Origin of the sequence: Streptomyces sp. NBC_00568, from assembly GCF_026341855.1 — a bacterium.
Classification (GTDB): Bacteria; Actinomycetota; Actinomycetes; order Streptomycetales; family Streptomycetaceae; genus Streptomyces.
In genome coordinates this window covers 1,598,591-1,614,412 of the sequence record NZ_JAPENW010000001.1, presented here as the reverse complement: position 1 = coordinate 1,614,412, position 15,822 = coordinate 1,598,591, and the positions used below count along the sequence as shown (strand labels likewise).

16 protein-coding genes are annotated in these 15,822 nt (G+C 71.3%); 6 read left to right on the top strand and 10 right to left on the bottom strand.

Annotation, left to right across the window (positions count from 1 at the left end; all coding sequences use genetic code 11):
* Window positions 1-105: 105 nt before the first annotated feature.
* Window positions 106-1,209 (top strand): ferritin-like domain-containing protein, encoded by a 1,104-nt coding sequence (locus OOK38_RS06775; protein ID WP_266762702.1) that lies wholly within the window; start codon window positions 106-108, stop codon window positions 1,207-1,209.
* 158 nt (window positions 1,210-1,367) lie between these two features.
* On the opposite strand, the gene OOK38_RS06770 is transcribed toward OOK38_RS06775, so the two are convergent.
* The 7 genes from OOK38_RS06770 to OOK38_RS06740 form a co-directional block, all read right to left on the bottom strand.
* Complete coding sequence (locus tag OOK38_RS06770) at window positions 1,368-1,841, bottom strand: DUF3291 domain-containing protein (RefSeq protein ID WP_266762703.1); 474 nt, start codon at window positions 1,839-1,841, stop codon at window positions 1,368-1,370.
* Between the two features lie 116 nt (window positions 1,842-1,957).
* Window positions 1,958-3,427: a penicillin-binding transpeptidase domain-containing protein gene (locus OOK38_RS06765; RefSeq protein ID WP_266762705.1), complete on the bottom strand. Its 1,470-nt coding sequence runs from the start codon at window positions 3,425-3,427 to the stop codon at window positions 1,958-1,960.
* The gene (locus OOK38_RS06760) at window positions 3,424-4,800 is read right to left on the bottom strand and encodes an FtsW/RodA/SpoVE family cell cycle protein (RefSeq protein ID WP_266762706.1); all 1,377 of its coding nucleotides are present in this window, start codon (window positions 4,798-4,800) and stop codon (window positions 3,424-3,426) included. The genes OOK38_RS06765 and OOK38_RS06760 overlap by 4 nt, the downstream gene beginning before the upstream one ends.
* A gap of 80 nt (window positions 4,801-4,880) precedes the next feature.
* Window positions 4,881-5,609, bottom strand: coding sequence for an SH3 domain-containing protein (locus OOK38_RS06755; protein ID WP_266762707.1), 729 nt, complete (start codon window positions 5,607-5,609; stop codon window positions 4,881-4,883).
* Between the two features lie 70 nt (window positions 5,610-5,679).
* The gene (locus OOK38_RS06750) at window positions 5,680-6,975 is read right to left on the bottom strand and encodes an ATP-binding protein (protein ID WP_266762709.1); all 1,296 of its coding nucleotides are present in this window, start codon (window positions 6,973-6,975) and stop codon (window positions 5,680-5,682) included.
* Complete coding sequence (locus OOK38_RS06745; RefSeq protein ID WP_266762711.1) at window positions 6,972-7,784, bottom strand: hypothetical protein; 813 nt, start codon at window positions 7,782-7,784, stop codon at window positions 6,972-6,974. The genes OOK38_RS06750 and OOK38_RS06745 overlap by 4 nt, the downstream gene beginning before the upstream one ends.
* A 221-nt stretch (window positions 7,785-8,005) precedes the next feature.
* Complete coding sequence (locus OOK38_RS06740; RefSeq protein WP_266762713.1) at window positions 8,006-8,512, bottom strand: dual specificity protein phosphatase family protein; 507 nt, start codon at window positions 8,510-8,512, stop codon at window positions 8,006-8,008.
* 99 nt (window positions 8,513-8,611) lie between these two features.
* On the opposite strand from OOK38_RS06740, the gene OOK38_RS06735 reads away from it, so the two are divergent.
* A complete protein-coding gene (locus OOK38_RS06735) occupies window positions 8,612-9,415 on the top strand; it encodes a nuclease-related domain-containing protein (protein WP_266762715.1) in 804 nt (267 codons plus the stop codon).
* 39 nt (window positions 9,416-9,454) lie between these two features.
* Here the strand turns inward: OOK38_RS06735 and ligD are convergent, their stop codons facing one another.
* Complete coding sequence (ligD, locus tag OOK38_RS06730; protein WP_266762717.1) at window positions 9,455-10,336, bottom strand: non-homologous end-joining DNA ligase; 882 nt, start codon at window positions 10,334-10,336, stop codon at window positions 9,455-9,457.
* 53 nt (window positions 10,337-10,389) lie between these two features.
* On the opposite strand from ligD, the gene OOK38_RS06725 reads away from it, so the two are divergent.
* Window positions 10,390-11,538: a Ku protein gene (locus OOK38_RS06725; RefSeq protein ID WP_266848229.1), complete on the top strand. Its 1,149-nt coding sequence runs from the start codon at window positions 10,390-10,392 to the stop codon at window positions 11,536-11,538.
* 420 nt (window positions 11,539-11,958) lie between these two features.
* A complete protein-coding gene (locus tag OOK38_RS06720) occupies window positions 11,959-12,843 on the top strand; it encodes a PhzF family phenazine biosynthesis protein (protein WP_266762721.1) in 885 nt (294 codons plus the stop codon).
* Between the two features lie 195 nt (window positions 12,844-13,038).
* Here OOK38_RS06720 and OOK38_RS06715 read toward each other — a convergent pair whose 3' ends face one another.
* Window positions 13,039-13,239 carry a hypothetical protein gene (locus OOK38_RS06715; RefSeq protein ID WP_266762723.1) on the bottom strand — a complete coding sequence of 67 codons (201 nt, stop codon included), beginning with the start codon at window positions 13,237-13,239 and terminating at the stop codon, window positions 13,039-13,041.
* A gap of 206 nt (window positions 13,240-13,445) precedes the next feature.
* Between OOK38_RS06715 and OOK38_RS06710 the strand changes: the two genes are divergently transcribed.
* Entirely contained in the window at window positions 13,446-13,829 is a 384-nt protein-coding gene (locus OOK38_RS06710; protein WP_266762724.1) for a VOC family protein, read from the top strand.
* 105 nt (window positions 13,830-13,934) lie between these two features.
* Here OOK38_RS06710 and OOK38_RS06705 read toward each other — a convergent pair whose 3' ends face one another.
* Window positions 13,935-14,966 carry a DUF6215 domain-containing protein gene (locus OOK38_RS06705; protein WP_266762726.1) on the bottom strand — a complete coding sequence of 344 codons (1,032 nt, stop codon included), beginning with the start codon at window positions 14,964-14,966 and terminating at the stop codon, window positions 13,935-13,937.
* A 378-nt stretch (window positions 14,967-15,344) separates the two neighbouring features.
* Here OOK38_RS06705 and OOK38_RS06700 point away from each other — a divergent pair, with 378 nt between their 5' ends.
* Entirely contained in the window at window positions 15,345-15,641 is a 297-nt protein-coding gene (locus OOK38_RS06700) for a hypothetical protein (protein WP_266762728.1), read from the top strand.
* Window positions 15,642-15,822: the final 181 nt, after the last annotated feature.

The following is a 15,822-nucleotide window of genomic DNA, read 5'->3' as shown; positions in this document are numbered from 1 at the left end:
GGGTTACCGGCGGTCACCACTTATGAGACTGCTTGTCAGCAAGCTCGTCAATCCCCTGTGCCGGACTTGTTGACGACGCGTCTACCCCGTGTGAGCCTGCGAGGTATGCCGACGCATGAGCTGTACGCCACGGACTCGGGAGATCCCCTCTGGCAGGTACCGGCCTCGGGGGCGGCGCGCTTCAGCTGGGAGTACGACGACGGTCGTGACCGGCTGCTCGCCCTCTACCAGAAGGGCAAGGACAAACAGTGGGACGGTCAGAAGCGCATCGACTGGGGCCTGGAGGTCGACCCCCTTGATCCGCTCGGCACCCCCGACGAGGCCATGACCCTCTACGGCACCCCGCACTGGGCGAGGATGACCGAGCGGGACAAGGGCGAACTGCGCAAGCACTATGCCTCCTGGCAGTTCAGCCAGTTCCTGCACGGCGAACAGGGAGCCATGGTCTGCGCGGCGCGGATCGTCGAATCGGTCCCCGACCTGGACGCCAAGTTCTACTCGGCGACCCAGACCATGGACGAGGCCCGGCACGCGGAGGTCTACGCCCGCTTCCTGCACGAGAAGATCGGCATGCTCTACCCGATCAACGACAACCTCCAGGCCCTGCTCGGCGACACCCTGCGCGACTCCCGCTGGGACATGCCCTACCTGGGCATGCAGGTCCTGATCGAGGGCCTGGCCCTGGCCGCCTTCGGGATGATCAGGGACACCACCGACAAGCCGCTGCCGAAACAGATCCTGGCCTATGTGATGCAGGACGAGGCACGCCATGTCGCCTTCGGCCGCATGGCCCTGCGCGACTACTACAAACAGCTCTCCGACGCCGAGCTGCGTGAACGCGAGGAATTCGTCATCGAGGGCTGCTACTTGATGCGGGACCGGCTGCGCGGCGTCGAGGTCCTGGAGAACTTCGGCATCCCGAAGGCGGAGGCCGAGGAATACAGCGAGCAGTCCGAATTCCTGCACCTCTTCCGCCAGTTGCTCTTCAGTCGCATTGTCCCCTGCGTCAAGGACATCGGCCTGTGGGGCAAACGCCTCCAGCAGGCCTACGTCGACATGGGAGTCTTCGACATGGGCAACTCCAATCTGGACCTCCTGATGGCCCAGGACGAGGAGATCGCCGAACAGCTGGACGCGGAACGGTTCGCGGCGGAGGAACGGGAACGCGTCGCGGAGGTCGAGGAGATGATCGAGAAGGGGGCTCCGTAGAGACCCCGGAGCGGCCGAGGGCGCGGTGACCCGGACCGGGCGCACTGCCGCGGCCGCGCGTGCCGGGAAGCCGTCCGGAGACGGCTCCCCGGCACGGCACGGCACCGCGCCCGGCATCATCCCCGACCGGCTGCGCCGCTGGGCGATACCCGGGGTGCCTAGGGCATGGCCGGCGCCAGCGGCGGGAAGGTCGTCCGCAGGGTGAACGCATGCTGTGTGGGCCCGTGTTCACGCAGACGCAGCAGGCGCGACTCCGCCTCCGCGACCGTCGGGCGGTGGCCGGCCGGGACCCACCAGAGCACCGCCATGGCCTCCTCCAGCCGCTCGAACCACTCACGGCGCCGCGCCAGCAGCTCACGGTGCTGCCCCTGGTACATGAACGCCGTCAGCGCGTCCGTGTCGCGCCAGGTGGACATGTTGATGATCAGCCATTCGTCGCCGAGGACGGGAACGTCCGTGGCGTTGCCGGAGTCGCTCTGCAGACGCCAGACGAATCCGTCCGCCGCGTCTGCGACGGCGTTCACGGGGTCGAGGGCTTCCACGAAGTCCTTCAACAGGGGTGAGTCCAAAGGTGCTTTGAGGCGGCCGATGTTGACCTGGGCGAGCTCGTACGAGGCTGTCGGCAGAGTCATGACCGAACGTTAGGTCGGCCGGGGCGGCGGCCGCACCCCCCGTCTCACGCAGTGAGAGAACACCCACCCCGCGCACGCGCCCTCGCCACCCTTTCACCCACCCCCTGGCCATCCCCTCACCCCCGTTGTCGCGACCCCAGCACCGCCTCCATCACCGCCCGTGCGATCGGCCCCGCGAACCCGCCCCCGGTGATGTCCCCCCGGTGCGCCGCCGCGTCCTCCACGACGACCGCGACGGCCACCGCGGGCTCCATGGAGTCGTCGGCCCGCGCCCAGGAGATGAACCAGGCGTACGGGGTACCGGAGTTGCCGATGCCGTGCTGGGCGGTGCCGGTCTTCCCGCCGACGGTGGCGCCGGGGATGGCGGCGACGGTTCCCGTGCCGTCCTCCACCACGTCGGTCATCAGCTCGCGCATGCGCTGCGCCGTCGACGGGCTCATCGCCTGGTGGAGGGTCCGCGGTCCGGTCGTGGCCAGCGTTCCGCCGCCCCGTGTGGTCGTCCTCTCCACCAGGTAGGGCGTCTTGACCGTGCCGTCCCCCGCCACGGCCGCCGAGATCATCGCCATCTGCAGCGGAGTCGCGCGGGTGTCGAACTGGCCGATGGAGGAGAGCGCCAGCTGCGCCTTGTCGAGCCGCAGGTCGAAATTGCTGGGCGCCACCGAGAAGGGGATGCGCAGCTTGCGGTCGTTGAAGCCGAAGTCCGCCGCCGTCCTCGTCATGGCGTCGAGCCCTACGTCGACGCCCAGTTTCGCGAAGACCGTGTTGCAGGACCAGGTGAAGGCGTACCGCAGGGAGGCGTCCTCGCAGCCCTCGATCTCGTTCGTGAGCCTCGTCGTGGTGCCGGGGAGCCGGTAGGGATTCGGCGACCTGCTCGGCTCGTCCACGTCGCTCACCACGCCCGAGTCCAGCGCCGCCGCGGCGGTCACCACCTTGAACGTCGACCCTGGCGGATACGTCTGCCGGATCGCCCGGTTGAGCATCGGCTTGTCGTCCGCGCCGTTGAGCCGCGCCCAGGCCTTCGTCACGGCCGGCCCCGTCCCGGACAGCTCCGCGGGATCGTACGAGGGCGTGGAGACCAGTGCCAGGATCCGGCCGGTGGACGGCTCGATCGCGGCGACCGCCCCCCGCCGGGGGCCGAGCCCCTCGTAGGCCGCGCGCTGCGCCGCCGCGTCGAGGGTGGTGACGACTTCGCCGCCGGGGTTCCGCGCCCGGGTGACGTCGTTCAGCAGCGGAAACGGGGCGAGCATCGGGTCGGCGCCGGACAGGATGCCGTCCTCGGTGCTCTCCAGCAACGTCGTCCCGTACAGCTGCGAGGCGAAGCCGGTGACGGACGCGTACAACGGGCCGTCCCGGTAGGTCCGTTCGTAGCGGAGCTGCTCGCCGGTGTCCTTGGAGCCGGTGACCGTGCGGCCGCCGACGACGATGTCGCCGCGGGGCTGGCCGTAACGGGCGATCGCCTGACGGCGGTTGGCGGGGTTGTGGTCGTGCGACGGGGCCTGGACGACCTGGACGCGGGCGGCGTTCACGAGGAGGGCGACCAGCAGTACGGCGCACAGTCCCATGGCCCGGCGGATGTATTTGGTCATGGCGCCGGTGTCCCGTCGTACTGACCGCGGGCGCAGTCGCTGATCCGGATCAGCAGTGCCACGATGATCCAGTTGGTGACGACCGAGGAGCCGCCCTGGGCGAGGAAGGGCATCGCCATGCCGGTCAGCGGGATCAGCCCGGTCACGCCGCCCGCGATGACGAAGACCTGGAGGGCCACGATCGAGGCGAGGCCGATCGCGAGAAGCCGGCCGAAGGGGTCGCGCAGGGCGAGCCCCGCGCGGTAGCCGCGCTCCACGAGGAGGGCGTAGAGGAGGAAGATCGCGGACAGGCCGACCAGTCCGAGCTCCTCGCCCGCGGTCGCCAGGATGAAGTCGGACTTGGCGGCGAAGCCGATGAGGATCGAGTGGCCGAGCCCGAGGCCGGTGCCGAGCATCCCGCCGGCCGCGAACGCGAAGAGGGACTGGGCGAGTTGGTTGGGGCCCCGGCCCGCGGCGATCGACGCGAAGGGGTCCAGCCAGTCCTGCACCCGGCTGTGCACATGCGGCTCCAGCCGGCCGACGGCGACCGCGCCGACACAGGCCAGCAGCAGCCCCACCGCGATCCAGCCGGTGCGGCCGGTGGCGACGTACAGCAGGATCACGAACAGGCCGAAGAAGAGCAGCGAGGTCCCGAGGTCCCGCTCCAGGACCAGCACCAGCACGCTCAGCAGCCAGATCGCGACGATCGGGCCGAGGACACGGCCGGTGGGCAGCTGGAGCCGGCGGAACCGCCAGATCTGGCGGCCGCTGTAGGCGAGGGCGTTGCGGTTGGCGGCGAGGTAGCCGGCGAAGAAGACGGCGAGGAGCACCTTCGCGAACTCGCCCGGCTGGATGGAGAATCCGGCGATCCGGATCCAGATGCGGGCGCCGTTCACCGCCGGGAAGAAGATCGGCAGGACGAGCAGGGCGAGCGCGCAGACCACCGAGACGTAGGTGTAGCGCTGGAGGACGCGGTGGTCGCGCAGGAAGAGCACGGCGACGATGAAGAACGCGACGCCGAGCGTCGACCAGATGAGCTGGATGGGCGCCGCCTGGTCGGTCGGCGTCTCCAGATCGAGCCGGTAGATCAGCACCAGGCCGAGGCCGTTGAGGAGGACGGCGATGGGGAGCAGCAGCGGATCGGCGTGCGGGGCCCTCAGGCGGACGGCGACGTGGGCGAGCAGCGCGAGCACGCCGAGCCCGGCGCCGTAACCGGCGGCGCCGGGCGGGACGGTGCCGTTCTTGGCGAGACCGACAGCGCAGTAGCCGTACACGCAGAGCAGGACGGCGACGACGATGAGGGTGAATTCGATGCCACGGCGCCTGGGCAGGCGTTCGGCGGGAGGGGCCGGGTCCGCCGCCACGGCCGTTCCGGACATTCCGGGCTGGATCATGTCCGGAACGTAGCAAGCGGGCGACCCGATGTCCCGTTATGTGATGACGGACAGGCCGTTCCGGTTCGTCTTCGGGGGTGTCAGCACCAGCGGGGGGAGGGGCCGATGTTGTCGATGTAGCGAGCGGCGCCCCAGGCCCAGGTGCCGTCCGTGAGGAGGTACCAGAGGGGGTTGCCCTGGACGTTCTGGCCCGGGGTCTTGCAGTAGATGGAGACGATCTCGCCGTACCGCGCCACGCGGATCAGCTGGCTGCCGCGGGTCGGGGCGCTGTGCAGGGCCAGCCCGTCGCTGGCGGTGATCCTGCCCTTGTACAGGCGCGGGTCGTTCTGGCTGTTGCCGGTCGCCGGTTCGCGGCCGTCGCCGCCACCACCGCCGTTGTTCCAGGTCTGGCCGGTGCCGCCGTCGCCCCCGCCACCACCGTTGTTCCACGTCTGGCCGGTGCCGCCGTCGCCCCCGCCACCGGTGCCCTGTTGGGCGCCGTCACCGCCGGTGCCGCCGTTGGTCCAGGTCTGGCCGGTGCCGCCGTCGCCGCCGCCACCGCCGTTGTTCCACGTCTGGCCGGTGCCGCCGTCGCCCCCGCCACCGGTGCCCTGTTGGGCGCCGTCACCGCCGGTGCCGCCGTTGGTCCAGGTCTGGCCGGTGCCGGTGCCGGTGCCGCTGTCTCCGCCGCCGTTGCTCCACTGCTGGGTGCCACCGCTTCCGGAGCCCCCATCGCCGTCGGCGAGGGCGGGGGTGGCCGCGGCGAGGGCGACGAGGCTGCCGGCGGCGAGCGTTATGCCGATTCGGGTGTACGTGGATCGCAGGGACATGGGGGCTCCTCCGGAAAGGGGGTGAACCTGACTTATCGCCACATTAGGATCGGGAGCCGGAGAGCGCAGTTCACACTCCGCCATCGGAGACGCCGGGCTCCTCCCGCCCGCTCTGAGGGAGCGTCAGCGTCGCCACCGCTCCGCCGTCCGGGGCGTTGGCGAACGCCAGGCGCGCGCCCAGGACCTCCGCCTGGCCGAGCGCGATGGTCAGGCCGAGGCCATGGCCCTTGGAACCGCTCTCGGTGCGGAATCGCTGCGGCCCGTGCTCCACGAGGTAGTCCGGATAGCCGTCCCCGTGATCCCGGACGGTGACGACCGGGCCGTCCAGGGTCAGGACCACCGGCCCCCTGCCGTGCTTGTGGGCGTTGGCCACCAGATTCCCGAGCACCCGCTCCAGCCGGCGCCGGTCGGTCTCGACCCGCGCACCCCGCACCACCCGGACCGCGGTGTCGGTCCCCGACGCGCGCACCACCCGCTCGGCCAGCGGCACCAACGGCTCCGAGTCCAGCTCCAGACGCTCGCTGCGGGCGTCCAGACGGGAGATCTCCAGAAGGTCCTCGGTGAGGGTGCGCAGTGCGGCCACCCGGTCGCGCACCAGCTCCGTCGGCCGCCCCGGCGGGAGCAGTTCGGCCGCCGCGTGCAGCCCGGTCAGCGGAGTCCGCAGCTCGTGCGCCACGTCCGCGGTGAACCGCTGCTCGCTCAGCAGTTTGCCCTGCAACGACGACGCCATCGTGTCGAGCGCTCCGGCGACCGCGGCCACCTCGTCCTGCGGACGCGTCGGATCCTGGGCACGCGGGTCGTTGACGCGCGCGTCCAGGTCGCCTCCGCTGATCTGGCGCGCCACCCGCGCCGTCGAGTGCAGCCGACGGGTCACCCGTGTCACCGCGAACGCCCCCACCAGCAGCGTCACGCCGATCGCCAGCGCCGACGACCACACGATCGCCCGGTCCAGCGCGTCGATGGTGTGGGCGCCCTGGGCGTAGTCGTACTGGACGGCCAGCGCGCGTCCACCGTCGGCGGGCCCGGCCGCCCACATCGTGGGGTGCGAGTCGTGGTCGCCGACCATCGACCCGCGCTTCCCGTGCACCGCCAGCTCCCGCAGCCGCGCGGGCAGCCCCGGAGGGTCGACGCCCGCGCCCGGCGGCAGCCGGTCTCCCGCCTCGTAGGCCGCCGTGACGTCGGTGAGCCGGTCCAGCGCGCGGCCGCGCGCCTCGCCGACGGTCTGGTCGGTCACCGAGACATGCACGAGGACGCCCAGCAGGGCGGCGAGACCGCAGCACATCACCGCGATGAACGCGGCCGCCTTCCAGGTGAGGGTGGCGGTCCACTGCGGCAGGCGCAGGGGCCGCCTCTTGAGCCGCCTCATGAGCCGCTCGCGGACGGGGAGACCGTGGGGGAGGGGGCGAGGGGGGCGGAGGGGGAGAGGGAAGCGGAGGGGGCGGCCGACGGTGCCGGCGTGGGTCGGCCCGGCGGTGTCGGCGGTCCGACCCGCAGGATCTCGTCGCGGGCCGCCAGCATCGCGTTCTGGTGCGGGTCCCAGGACCAGACCGTACGGAACTCGTATCCCGGCAGGGTCGAGGGCGAGCGGATGATCACGTCACGGCCCGCGAGCTCCACGCTGACCACGCTGTCCGAGGTGCCCATGACCTGCACCAGCCGGTGGCGCAGGAACGCGTACACGCGTACCGCCAACTGGTGGGCGGGGAAGCGGATGCCGAGCACCATGTCGTCCTTCCCGTCGCCCGTCAGGTCGCGGTAGTACGCCTGGAGGACCGGGCACTTCCCGCCCCGTGCGCCCCGCTCCCCGCAGTCCTTGAGCCGCTGGACCGTCTGGGCGTACATCGCGTGCGGCCCGCTGTAGTCGTCCGGGTGGGCGGCGACCTCGGCGCGTACCACGGCCACCGGATCGACCCGGTGGATGTCGTCGCCGGGTGCCGTGACGCCCTTGACGGTCTCGGTGTCCGCCTCGCCGTAGTCGATCGCGGGTGTCGAGGCGGGCGGCAGCTGCGGCCAGAGTCTGGTCGGGCCGACGGCGGTGGGGGTCGCGCCCGCGCCGCGCGGAGCGCCGGAGTCGCCGCAGCCCGCCAGGGACGCCGCCAGCACGGCGGCGACGGCGGCGCCGAGGACGGCGCGTCGGGGTCCGCCCGTCCCGCGTGCGAGGCGGCTGTGGATCACTGCGCTCCTGTGTCCGGGCCGCCCCGTCCGCGGGCGCTGCCGCGCCGCTACCGCACGAGATCGGCGAAGGAAGTGCTGCCGTCGGCGCGGTGGCCGTCCACGAGGGCCCCGCGCCGGGCCATCGGGCACGGCTCAGGGACGGCCGGCAGTCGCCCCGTACACCTTATTCACGCAGAAGTCCTTTTTCTTCACCCGGGTCGTGGCCGTGCGCCCGAGCGCTCCTACTCCGCGAGTTCCTCGAGGAGGCGAGCCGTGGTGAGCCCGGCCCGCAGGTACTCCACGAAGAGTTCGTTGTGCAGCGCCCAGGGTGAGCGCCGGGCCCTGATCAGCTGTATCGCGTCGTCGGTGGTGTGCCCAGCGAGGACGAGCGCGTGCGCGACGACCAGCCCCGAGCGGTTGTAGCCGTGATAGCAGCGGACGAGCACCTGGCGCCCGTCCTCCAGCGCGTCGTCGGCGGCCCGCGCGAGCCGCATGACCCCCGTGAGCTGTGTACCGTCCAACGGTCCGTCCGGTATCGGCCACACATAGTGTTCGACCCCCGGGTCGGGCCCGTGCCCCGGCAGCCGCAGCAGCGACAGGACCAGGTCGAACTCATCGCGTACGACGGCGGATTCGGGCTGTCCCGAACGCCCCGCGAACTCGTGGCCGCCCATCCACAGGCCGGGCACGATCTCGCTCCACGGGCTGTCCGGGGACGGAACATCCGGATACTTCCTGCGAGTCCGCAACGGGGCCTCCCACCCAACTCCCCCAACTACTCACAAAGGTAACCGGGTTCTTGCCCCTGGAGCACCCCGCCTGTTCCCATGGTCGTGGGGTGATGGTGCATGAACCGACTGCGCGTCATACCGGCCTGGCGCCACGGACGGGAGCGCCTGTACGTGTGCCTGACCGACGGGAGGAACGTCGCCTGGTACGACCGTGAGGCGGCCCGGGTCAACCTGCTCAGCGAGGACCGGCGCGAGGACGTGCTCGATGCGCTGGGCCCGTTCCTGACCGGCCCGGTGACGGTCGGGCCGCCGCCCGTCCCCACCCCGGCCGAGCTGGCCCGGCTGACACTCCACCCGGACGACGATCTCGCGCCGAACCGGCCCGGCGAGGCCCTGCTGATCGCCCTCGACCGCGACCCGGGCCCGGCGCACCGGCTGCGCCCCGACCCGCGCCGCCGCGCACTCGCCGCCGAGCAGGCCGTCGGCGAGGCCCTGGACCGGCTGGAGGGGGGCGGCTGGCACACGCTGCACTCGATCCCGCTCCCGGGCGGAGACCGCGTCCATCACCTGGCGATCGGCCCCGCCGGCCTCTTCTGCGTCCACGCTCTGTACGCCCGCAAGCAGCGCGTCCGGGTCGCCCACCCGATGGTCGCCGTCGGGCGCCGCGAACCGCACCCGCTGCTCCGCCGGGTCCGCGCGGGCGCCGACCGCGCGTCCCATGCCCTGACGGCCGAGGTCCACGCCGTCCTCGCCGTGGTCGGCCCCGCCGGCCTCGACGCGCCGGCGCCACCGCGCGGGGTCCGCGTCCTGCCGGACACCGACCTCGCGGGCCTCGCCCGGCTCGGCGGGGTGCTCAAGCCGGCCGACGTGGAGGCCCTGCACGCGATGGCCCGGGACCGGCGCACCTGGCTGCGGGTGTGATCCGGACCCGTACGCTCCGTGAGCTCTCCGCCGGGGCGCTCAGGGCAGCGGGCTCGCGCGGTCCGGGTCGAACAGCGGGGCCAGCAGGTCGCCGAACTCCCGCACCCGGGACGCGATGTCCGGTGCCCGGAAGACCAGCCGGTCCGGTGTCCCGCACGCCTCGACCTCGTCCCAGGTCACGGGCGCCGAGACCGTCGGCTCCGCCCGCGCCCTGAGCGTGTAGGGGGTGGCCGTCGTCTTGCGGCCGGCGTTCTGGCTCCAGTCGACGAACACCTTCCCGGGCCGCAGGCTCCGCGTCATCCGGTGCACGACCTGCCGGGGCAGCGCCTTCTCCGCCTCCACGGCCAGTTCCTTCGCGTACGCGCTGACATCGGCGGAGGGGGTCGGCGCGACGGCGGCCAGCAGATGCAGCCCCTTCGAGCCGGACGACTTCGCGTACGCCTCGATCCCGTCGCCGGCCAGCCGCTCGCGCAGCCACAACGCCACCTCGCAGCACTCCACGACCGTCGCCGGCGCCCCCGGATCGAGGTCGAACACGATCCGGTCGGCGATCCCGGGTGTGCCGATCGTCCACTGCGGTGTGTGGAACTCGGTCACGAGGTTCGCCGCCCACATGAGCGAGGCCAGGTCCTGAACGAGGACCATACGCGCGGGCCCCTCGGTGCGCGGCACCTCGGCCGTTCTGACCCAGGCGGGCGTACCGGGCGGCACGTTCTTGGTGAAGAAGACCTGTCCGTCCGGCCCGTCGGGATAGCGGAGGAAGGAGACCGGTCGGTCACGCAGGTGGGGGAGCAGTACATCCGCCACGGTGGCGTAGTAGTGCAGCACCTCGCCCTTGGTGAAGCCGGTGGCCGGATGGAGGACCTTCTCCAGGTTGGTGAGCGTGAGTCTTCTGCCCTCCACCTCCGTGATCGGCGTCATACGATGAGAATCCCACGAAAAAGGCACAAAAACGGCTCAAAGTGATCGGAAGGGTGCTGCACGTGCGATCCATCTGGAACGGCGCCATCTCCTTCGGCCTGGTCAGCATCCCCATCAAGGTCGTGAACGCCACGGAGAGCCACTCGATCTCCTTCCGTCAGATCCACCTCGACGACGGCGGCCGCATCCGCTACCGCAAGGTCTGCGAACTGGAGGACAGCGAGGTCTCGACCGCGGAGATCGGCAAGGCCTACGAGGACGCGGACGGCACCCTGATCCCGATCACGGACGAGGATCTGGCCTCGCTCCCCATCCCGACCGCCCGGACGATCGAGATCGTGGCCTTTGTCCCGGCCGACCGGATCGACCCGCTCCAGATGGACACGGCGTACTACCTTTCCGCGAACGGCGTCCCGGCCGCCAAGCCGTACGTCCTGCTGCGCGAGGCCCTCAAGCGCAGCCAGAAGGTCGCCGTGGCGAAATTCGCGCTGCGCGGGCGGGAGCGGCTCGGCATGCTGCGCGTCGTCGGCGACGTGATCGCCATGCACGGCCTGCTCTGGCCGGACGAGATCCGGGCCACCGACGAGGTCGCCCCGGACGCCGACGTCACCGTCCGCGACAAGGAACTCGACCTGGCCGACGCCCTGATGGACACCCTCGGCGAGGTCGACCTCGCGGATCTGCACGACGACTACCGCGAGGCCGTCGAGGAACTCGTCACCGCCAAGGCCGAGGGCCACGAGGCACCCGCCGCCCCCTCCGGGGAGAAGTCCGGCGGCAAGGTGCTGGACCTGATGGCCGCCCTGGAGAAGAGCGTGCGCGCGGCCAAGGAATCGCGGGGCGAGGAGACCGAAGAGGCCGAGGAGACCACCGGGACCGGCGAGGACGCCGAGGTCACCCACCTGCCGGCCCGCAAGTCCGCCGCCCGAAGACCGGCCCGTACGGCGCCCAAGGAGGTCGGCGGCAAGAAGTCGACGTCCACGGCGAAGAAGGCGGCGGCCAAGAAGACCGCGGCGAAGAAGTCGACGGCGAAGAAGTCGACAGCGAGGAAGTCCACCGCCAAGACGACCGCCAAGACGACCGACGGTGCCACCGCCAAGTCGACCGGCGGCACGGCCGGCTCCCGGACGTCGGCCAAGAAGACCGCCGCCAAGAAGACGACCACGAAGAAGACGGCACCGCGCAAGCGGGCATCCGCGTAACGCCCGGTGCCGGATTCCGGCGCTCGATGCCCGGTGCCGGACTCAGGCGATTGATGCCCGGTGCCGGACTCTGACGCTCAGGCGCTGGGGATGGGGCTCGGTGCCTTCCGCGGGCACAGGCCCCTGAGGCTGCCTCTTGCCGCTCCAGGAGGGTGCCCACTGCGGAGAAGGTCGCGAGGACGGGCCGCGCCGCGTTGTGCGGGGCGAAAGGGTCGCGCCATGCTGGAGGGCGAACGGGCCACGCCGTGCTGGGGGCGAACTGGTCGCGCCGTTCCGGTGGGGGCGAGCGGGTCGCGCCGTGCCGGGGGCGACCGGGTCACGCCATGCTGGAGGGCGACCGGGGGGTCACGCCGTGTTGCGGGGCGACCGGGCAAGGCACGCTGGAGGACGACCCGGCCACGCCACACTGGAGGGCGAACAGTGACAGAGCCGTCCGTGACCCTCGTCCGTGCCTGCCTGCGCGACGGCTCGGGCGGCAGCCCCACGGCGGTGGTGCTGGAGGAGGCGCCGCTGAGCCTCCGTGACGCGGAGCGGCGCCGGGTGCCGGCGGAGTCGGGTACGTCGCACGCCGTCTTCGTCCGCGTGCACCCCGGCGAGTCCCGCGAACCGATCGCGGACCTGCGATTCTTCACCGCGGAGGGGGAGTTGCAGGCCTGCGGACACGGAACGGTCGCCGCACTGGCGTACCTCGCGTCGCGCGACGGCGCCCCAGCGTCCCGCCGGGTCACCTTGCGGACATCGACGCGCGTCTTCGACGGCTGGTCCGAACCGCGCGGCGTCCACTTCGCCGCCGCCTTCGACCCCGGCCCGGTCGACCTGCGCGAACCGACCGAAGCCGAACGCACCCTGGCCTTGTCCGCCCTGGGTCTGGTGCCGGACGAGTCCGGCTCGGACATGCGTGTCGCGGGGTTGGGGAGAGAACGGCTCCTGGTGCCCGTTCCCGACCGAGCGGCCCTCGCCGCGCTGACCCCGGACCTCGACCGACTCCGCGACGCCTGCGACCGCTTCGGCCTGCTGGGCGCGTACGCCTACTCCCCGCCGTCGCCCTCCGGCTCCCTCGCGGCCCGTATGTTCGCACCGTCGATCGGCGTCCCGGAGGACATCGCCAACGCCAACAGCAGCGCCTGCCTCGCCGCACACCTGGCCGGACAGGGCACCGCCGAGCTCACCATCGACATGGGCGACGCACTCGGCAACCCCGCCACGATCAGCGCGACGGCATACTCGTCCGGCCACCGGGGACAGCGGATCCGACTGGGAGGAACGGCGCGGGTCGACCAGGAGCGGACGGTGTCCGGGGCCTAGCCACGCGGTTGGGGGCCGGTCGGGACCGACGGGTCGACTGGCGGGCTGGCGGGTCGACGGACCGGCGCACCGACGCTGTGTACCCGTCGGCCCGACGGCCCGACGGGTACGGAGCGCCCGGCCCGCGAGGGCGAAGTGGGTCCAGGAGACAGCCGCCCGCGGATTCAGAAGCCCTCGGGCGCCACTCAGGCGGCATCAGTCGTCATCGCCGCCGCCACCACCGCCACCGCTGCCGCGACCGCGCTTGCTGGAACGGCTCAGCACCTCGCCGGCCGCGATCGTCACGACCGCGACGACGTGGACCCATCGGGGGGCACCACCCCTGGCATCCCGGAACACGCACACGCATCCCGCGACGACGAGCAGCAGTACCCCGAGCAGCACAACGACGGTCATGGATCTCCCCCTGATGGTTCGCGCCTCGATCTTCTCAGTAGGAGGGGGCGCCGCGACCCGCGGTTGCAAGGGCCTCAGGATGCCTGCTCGTAGATCCGGCCGAGGCAGGTCCAACAGAGCCCGGCCCGAAGCCGAACTGCGCGTACGTATGGGACGAGCACGCGGCCCACGATCGATTCCCGGGTTGCCTCCGTACACTGACGGGCATGGCATGCCGCATCAGTGAGTTGGTCATCGACGCCGCCGACGCAGACCGGCTGGCCGCGTTCTGGAGCGAGGTCCTCGGCTACGTCGAACTCGGCCGGGAGGACGACGGAAGCATCGAGATCGGGCCGCCCGACGTCGGCTTCGGGGGCCTGCAGCCCACCCTCATCCTCAGCCCCAGCAACGCCCCGCGGACCGGGAAACTCCGACTGCACATCGACGTCAACGCCACCGACCGCGACCAGGACGCCGAGCTGGAACGGCTGCTCGCCCTCGGCGCCAGGCCCGCCGACGTCGGCCAGACCGGCACCGAGAGCTGGCACGTCCTGGCCGACCCGGAAGGCAACGAGTTCTGCCTCCTGCGCACCCGGCTCCAGCCGCTCTGACCCACACGCCCCACCACCGAGGCACCAGACCACCGACCTTCGAGCGAGGTGGCCGGGGCTCGCCCGTCACTGTCGGCATCCGAACTCGCGCTTGTTCTCGGCGTCTCAGTGGACAGTTCGTTCGGGGACCCTCGCAAGGACCTTCTCGGCGACGTCGAGGAGAGCGCTGTCGTTCGGGAGGGCTCCGGACTTGCTCCACACGGTGATGTCGCAGTAGCCGCCTCGGTCATCACGGTCCAGGGCCATGGACAGCGTCCTGGCCGGCGGGCCTTGTTCGACCGGTCCGCCGGATCCGCCACCACTCCCGAGATTGATCTCGATCTTCATGGTGTGATCCGAGAAGAGGACCGCGGGCCGGCCGAGAAGCGTGAGCGTCTTGATGTCCTGCTCGTCCCCGAACTTCATCAGCTTCACGTACTGGTCGGTCGTCAGCTGGTTGTAAGTGGCCGAGACATTCACGGTGTACGTGTCGAACGTGACCTCGGCCTCCGGCTGGGCGACCCTCCCATCAGTCAGAGGAGCGGTGTTGTTGGTGCTGGAGACAGAGGTCGCGGTCTCTCCGGGCGTTCCAAGGAGCTCGGCCAGATCCGGCCGGTTGAGCGCTTTGCACAGCTCTTCACCGGTCACAGGCCGGGGTGTGTCCTTGTAGGCCTTCGGAAGCTTCTCGTGCGCCCCGCCCGAACACGAGGCGGGCTGCGCGGCGTTGTCGTGGGACGGCACGAAGCGTGGGGACAGCCACAGCACGGCCGCGATTGCCCCGAACACGGCCACGGCCGCGACGGCCTGGCTCCATGCGTTGTGCTCCTTCTCCGGAGTCCTCGGGCCGGGCCGCGGCCCGGTTCCGGCCTGGGCCTGGGCCTGAGTGCGGGCCTCGGCCTGAGTGTGGGCGGCAGCAGCGACTCCCGCCCCGTCCGCGGAGGCTGCCGGACTCGGGTTCCGGCGTGCGCGCAGGGCCCGGATCACCACGTAGACGCGTATCGCGGTGAACACGAGGAACACCATGCCGAGACCGGCCGCGACCCGATCGTGATCGCGGAAGGCGAGATACATGATGCGTACGCCGAGGACCGACCCGACCGCGATGAGCAGGGGTTCGCGGACCCAGAAGGGCAGGAGACGGAGGAGGAAACCGAGCATCCGGCGATCCCATCAGGACAAGATCACATTCGCCATGACGGAAGCCACAGTTCCGGGCACGTGCAGGGACCGCCGAAGCAAGAGTTCTCCGGCCCGGTCCTCGGTGTGCCACCACCGCAGCACCTGCGCCGCCACACCCTCGTCCAAGGGCTCGCCGTCCTCCACGGGGCGTCAGCACCACGTTGGCCCGGTGGACGTTCGTGTGGAGCAGGACGAACGGGCGTCGGGTGAGGTCCGGCACCGACCGCGGGAATCGGTCCATGGCGTTCCGGGGCACTCCGACCGACTACACCACCCAGCGGAACACCATCTACGACCCGGGCTATTGCGGCCCTTGTAGGGGTATGCCACGCACGGCATGAACCATGGAGGCGTGGGTTGTGCGGTAGCGGCTTCATCAGCCACAGCCTCGCCGCGTTCGATTCCATGGGCGCCGACCGCATCGCCGAACGGGCCCGCACCGTGCTGGAAGCACTCCGCACCCATGGGTGGCGCGAGGTCAGCAAGCGGGACCTGATGGTCAAGCTCTCCCGCTCCGAGTTCCGCACCGCCAACGACCTCGATCCGGTGCTGGCTCTGCTGGAAGACCACGGCTACGTGCGCGCCCAAGCCGTCCACCGCACCGGAGGACGCGGCCGGCCACCCTCCCCCGCTACCTGGTTCACCCTCGCCTGATCGACCCGACCGCCTGACCCCCGCCACAGAAATCACAGAATCACAGAAATACCCCGGCAAGCCCCTGACCAGCACAGACGGCCCTGTCGGGGCCCGCGGTGCGCTGCCACAGAAACGAACCGAGAAGCCACAGAAATAGCCGGGTGTCGGCCGCACCGGTCCGGTCGCCTATTTCTGTGGA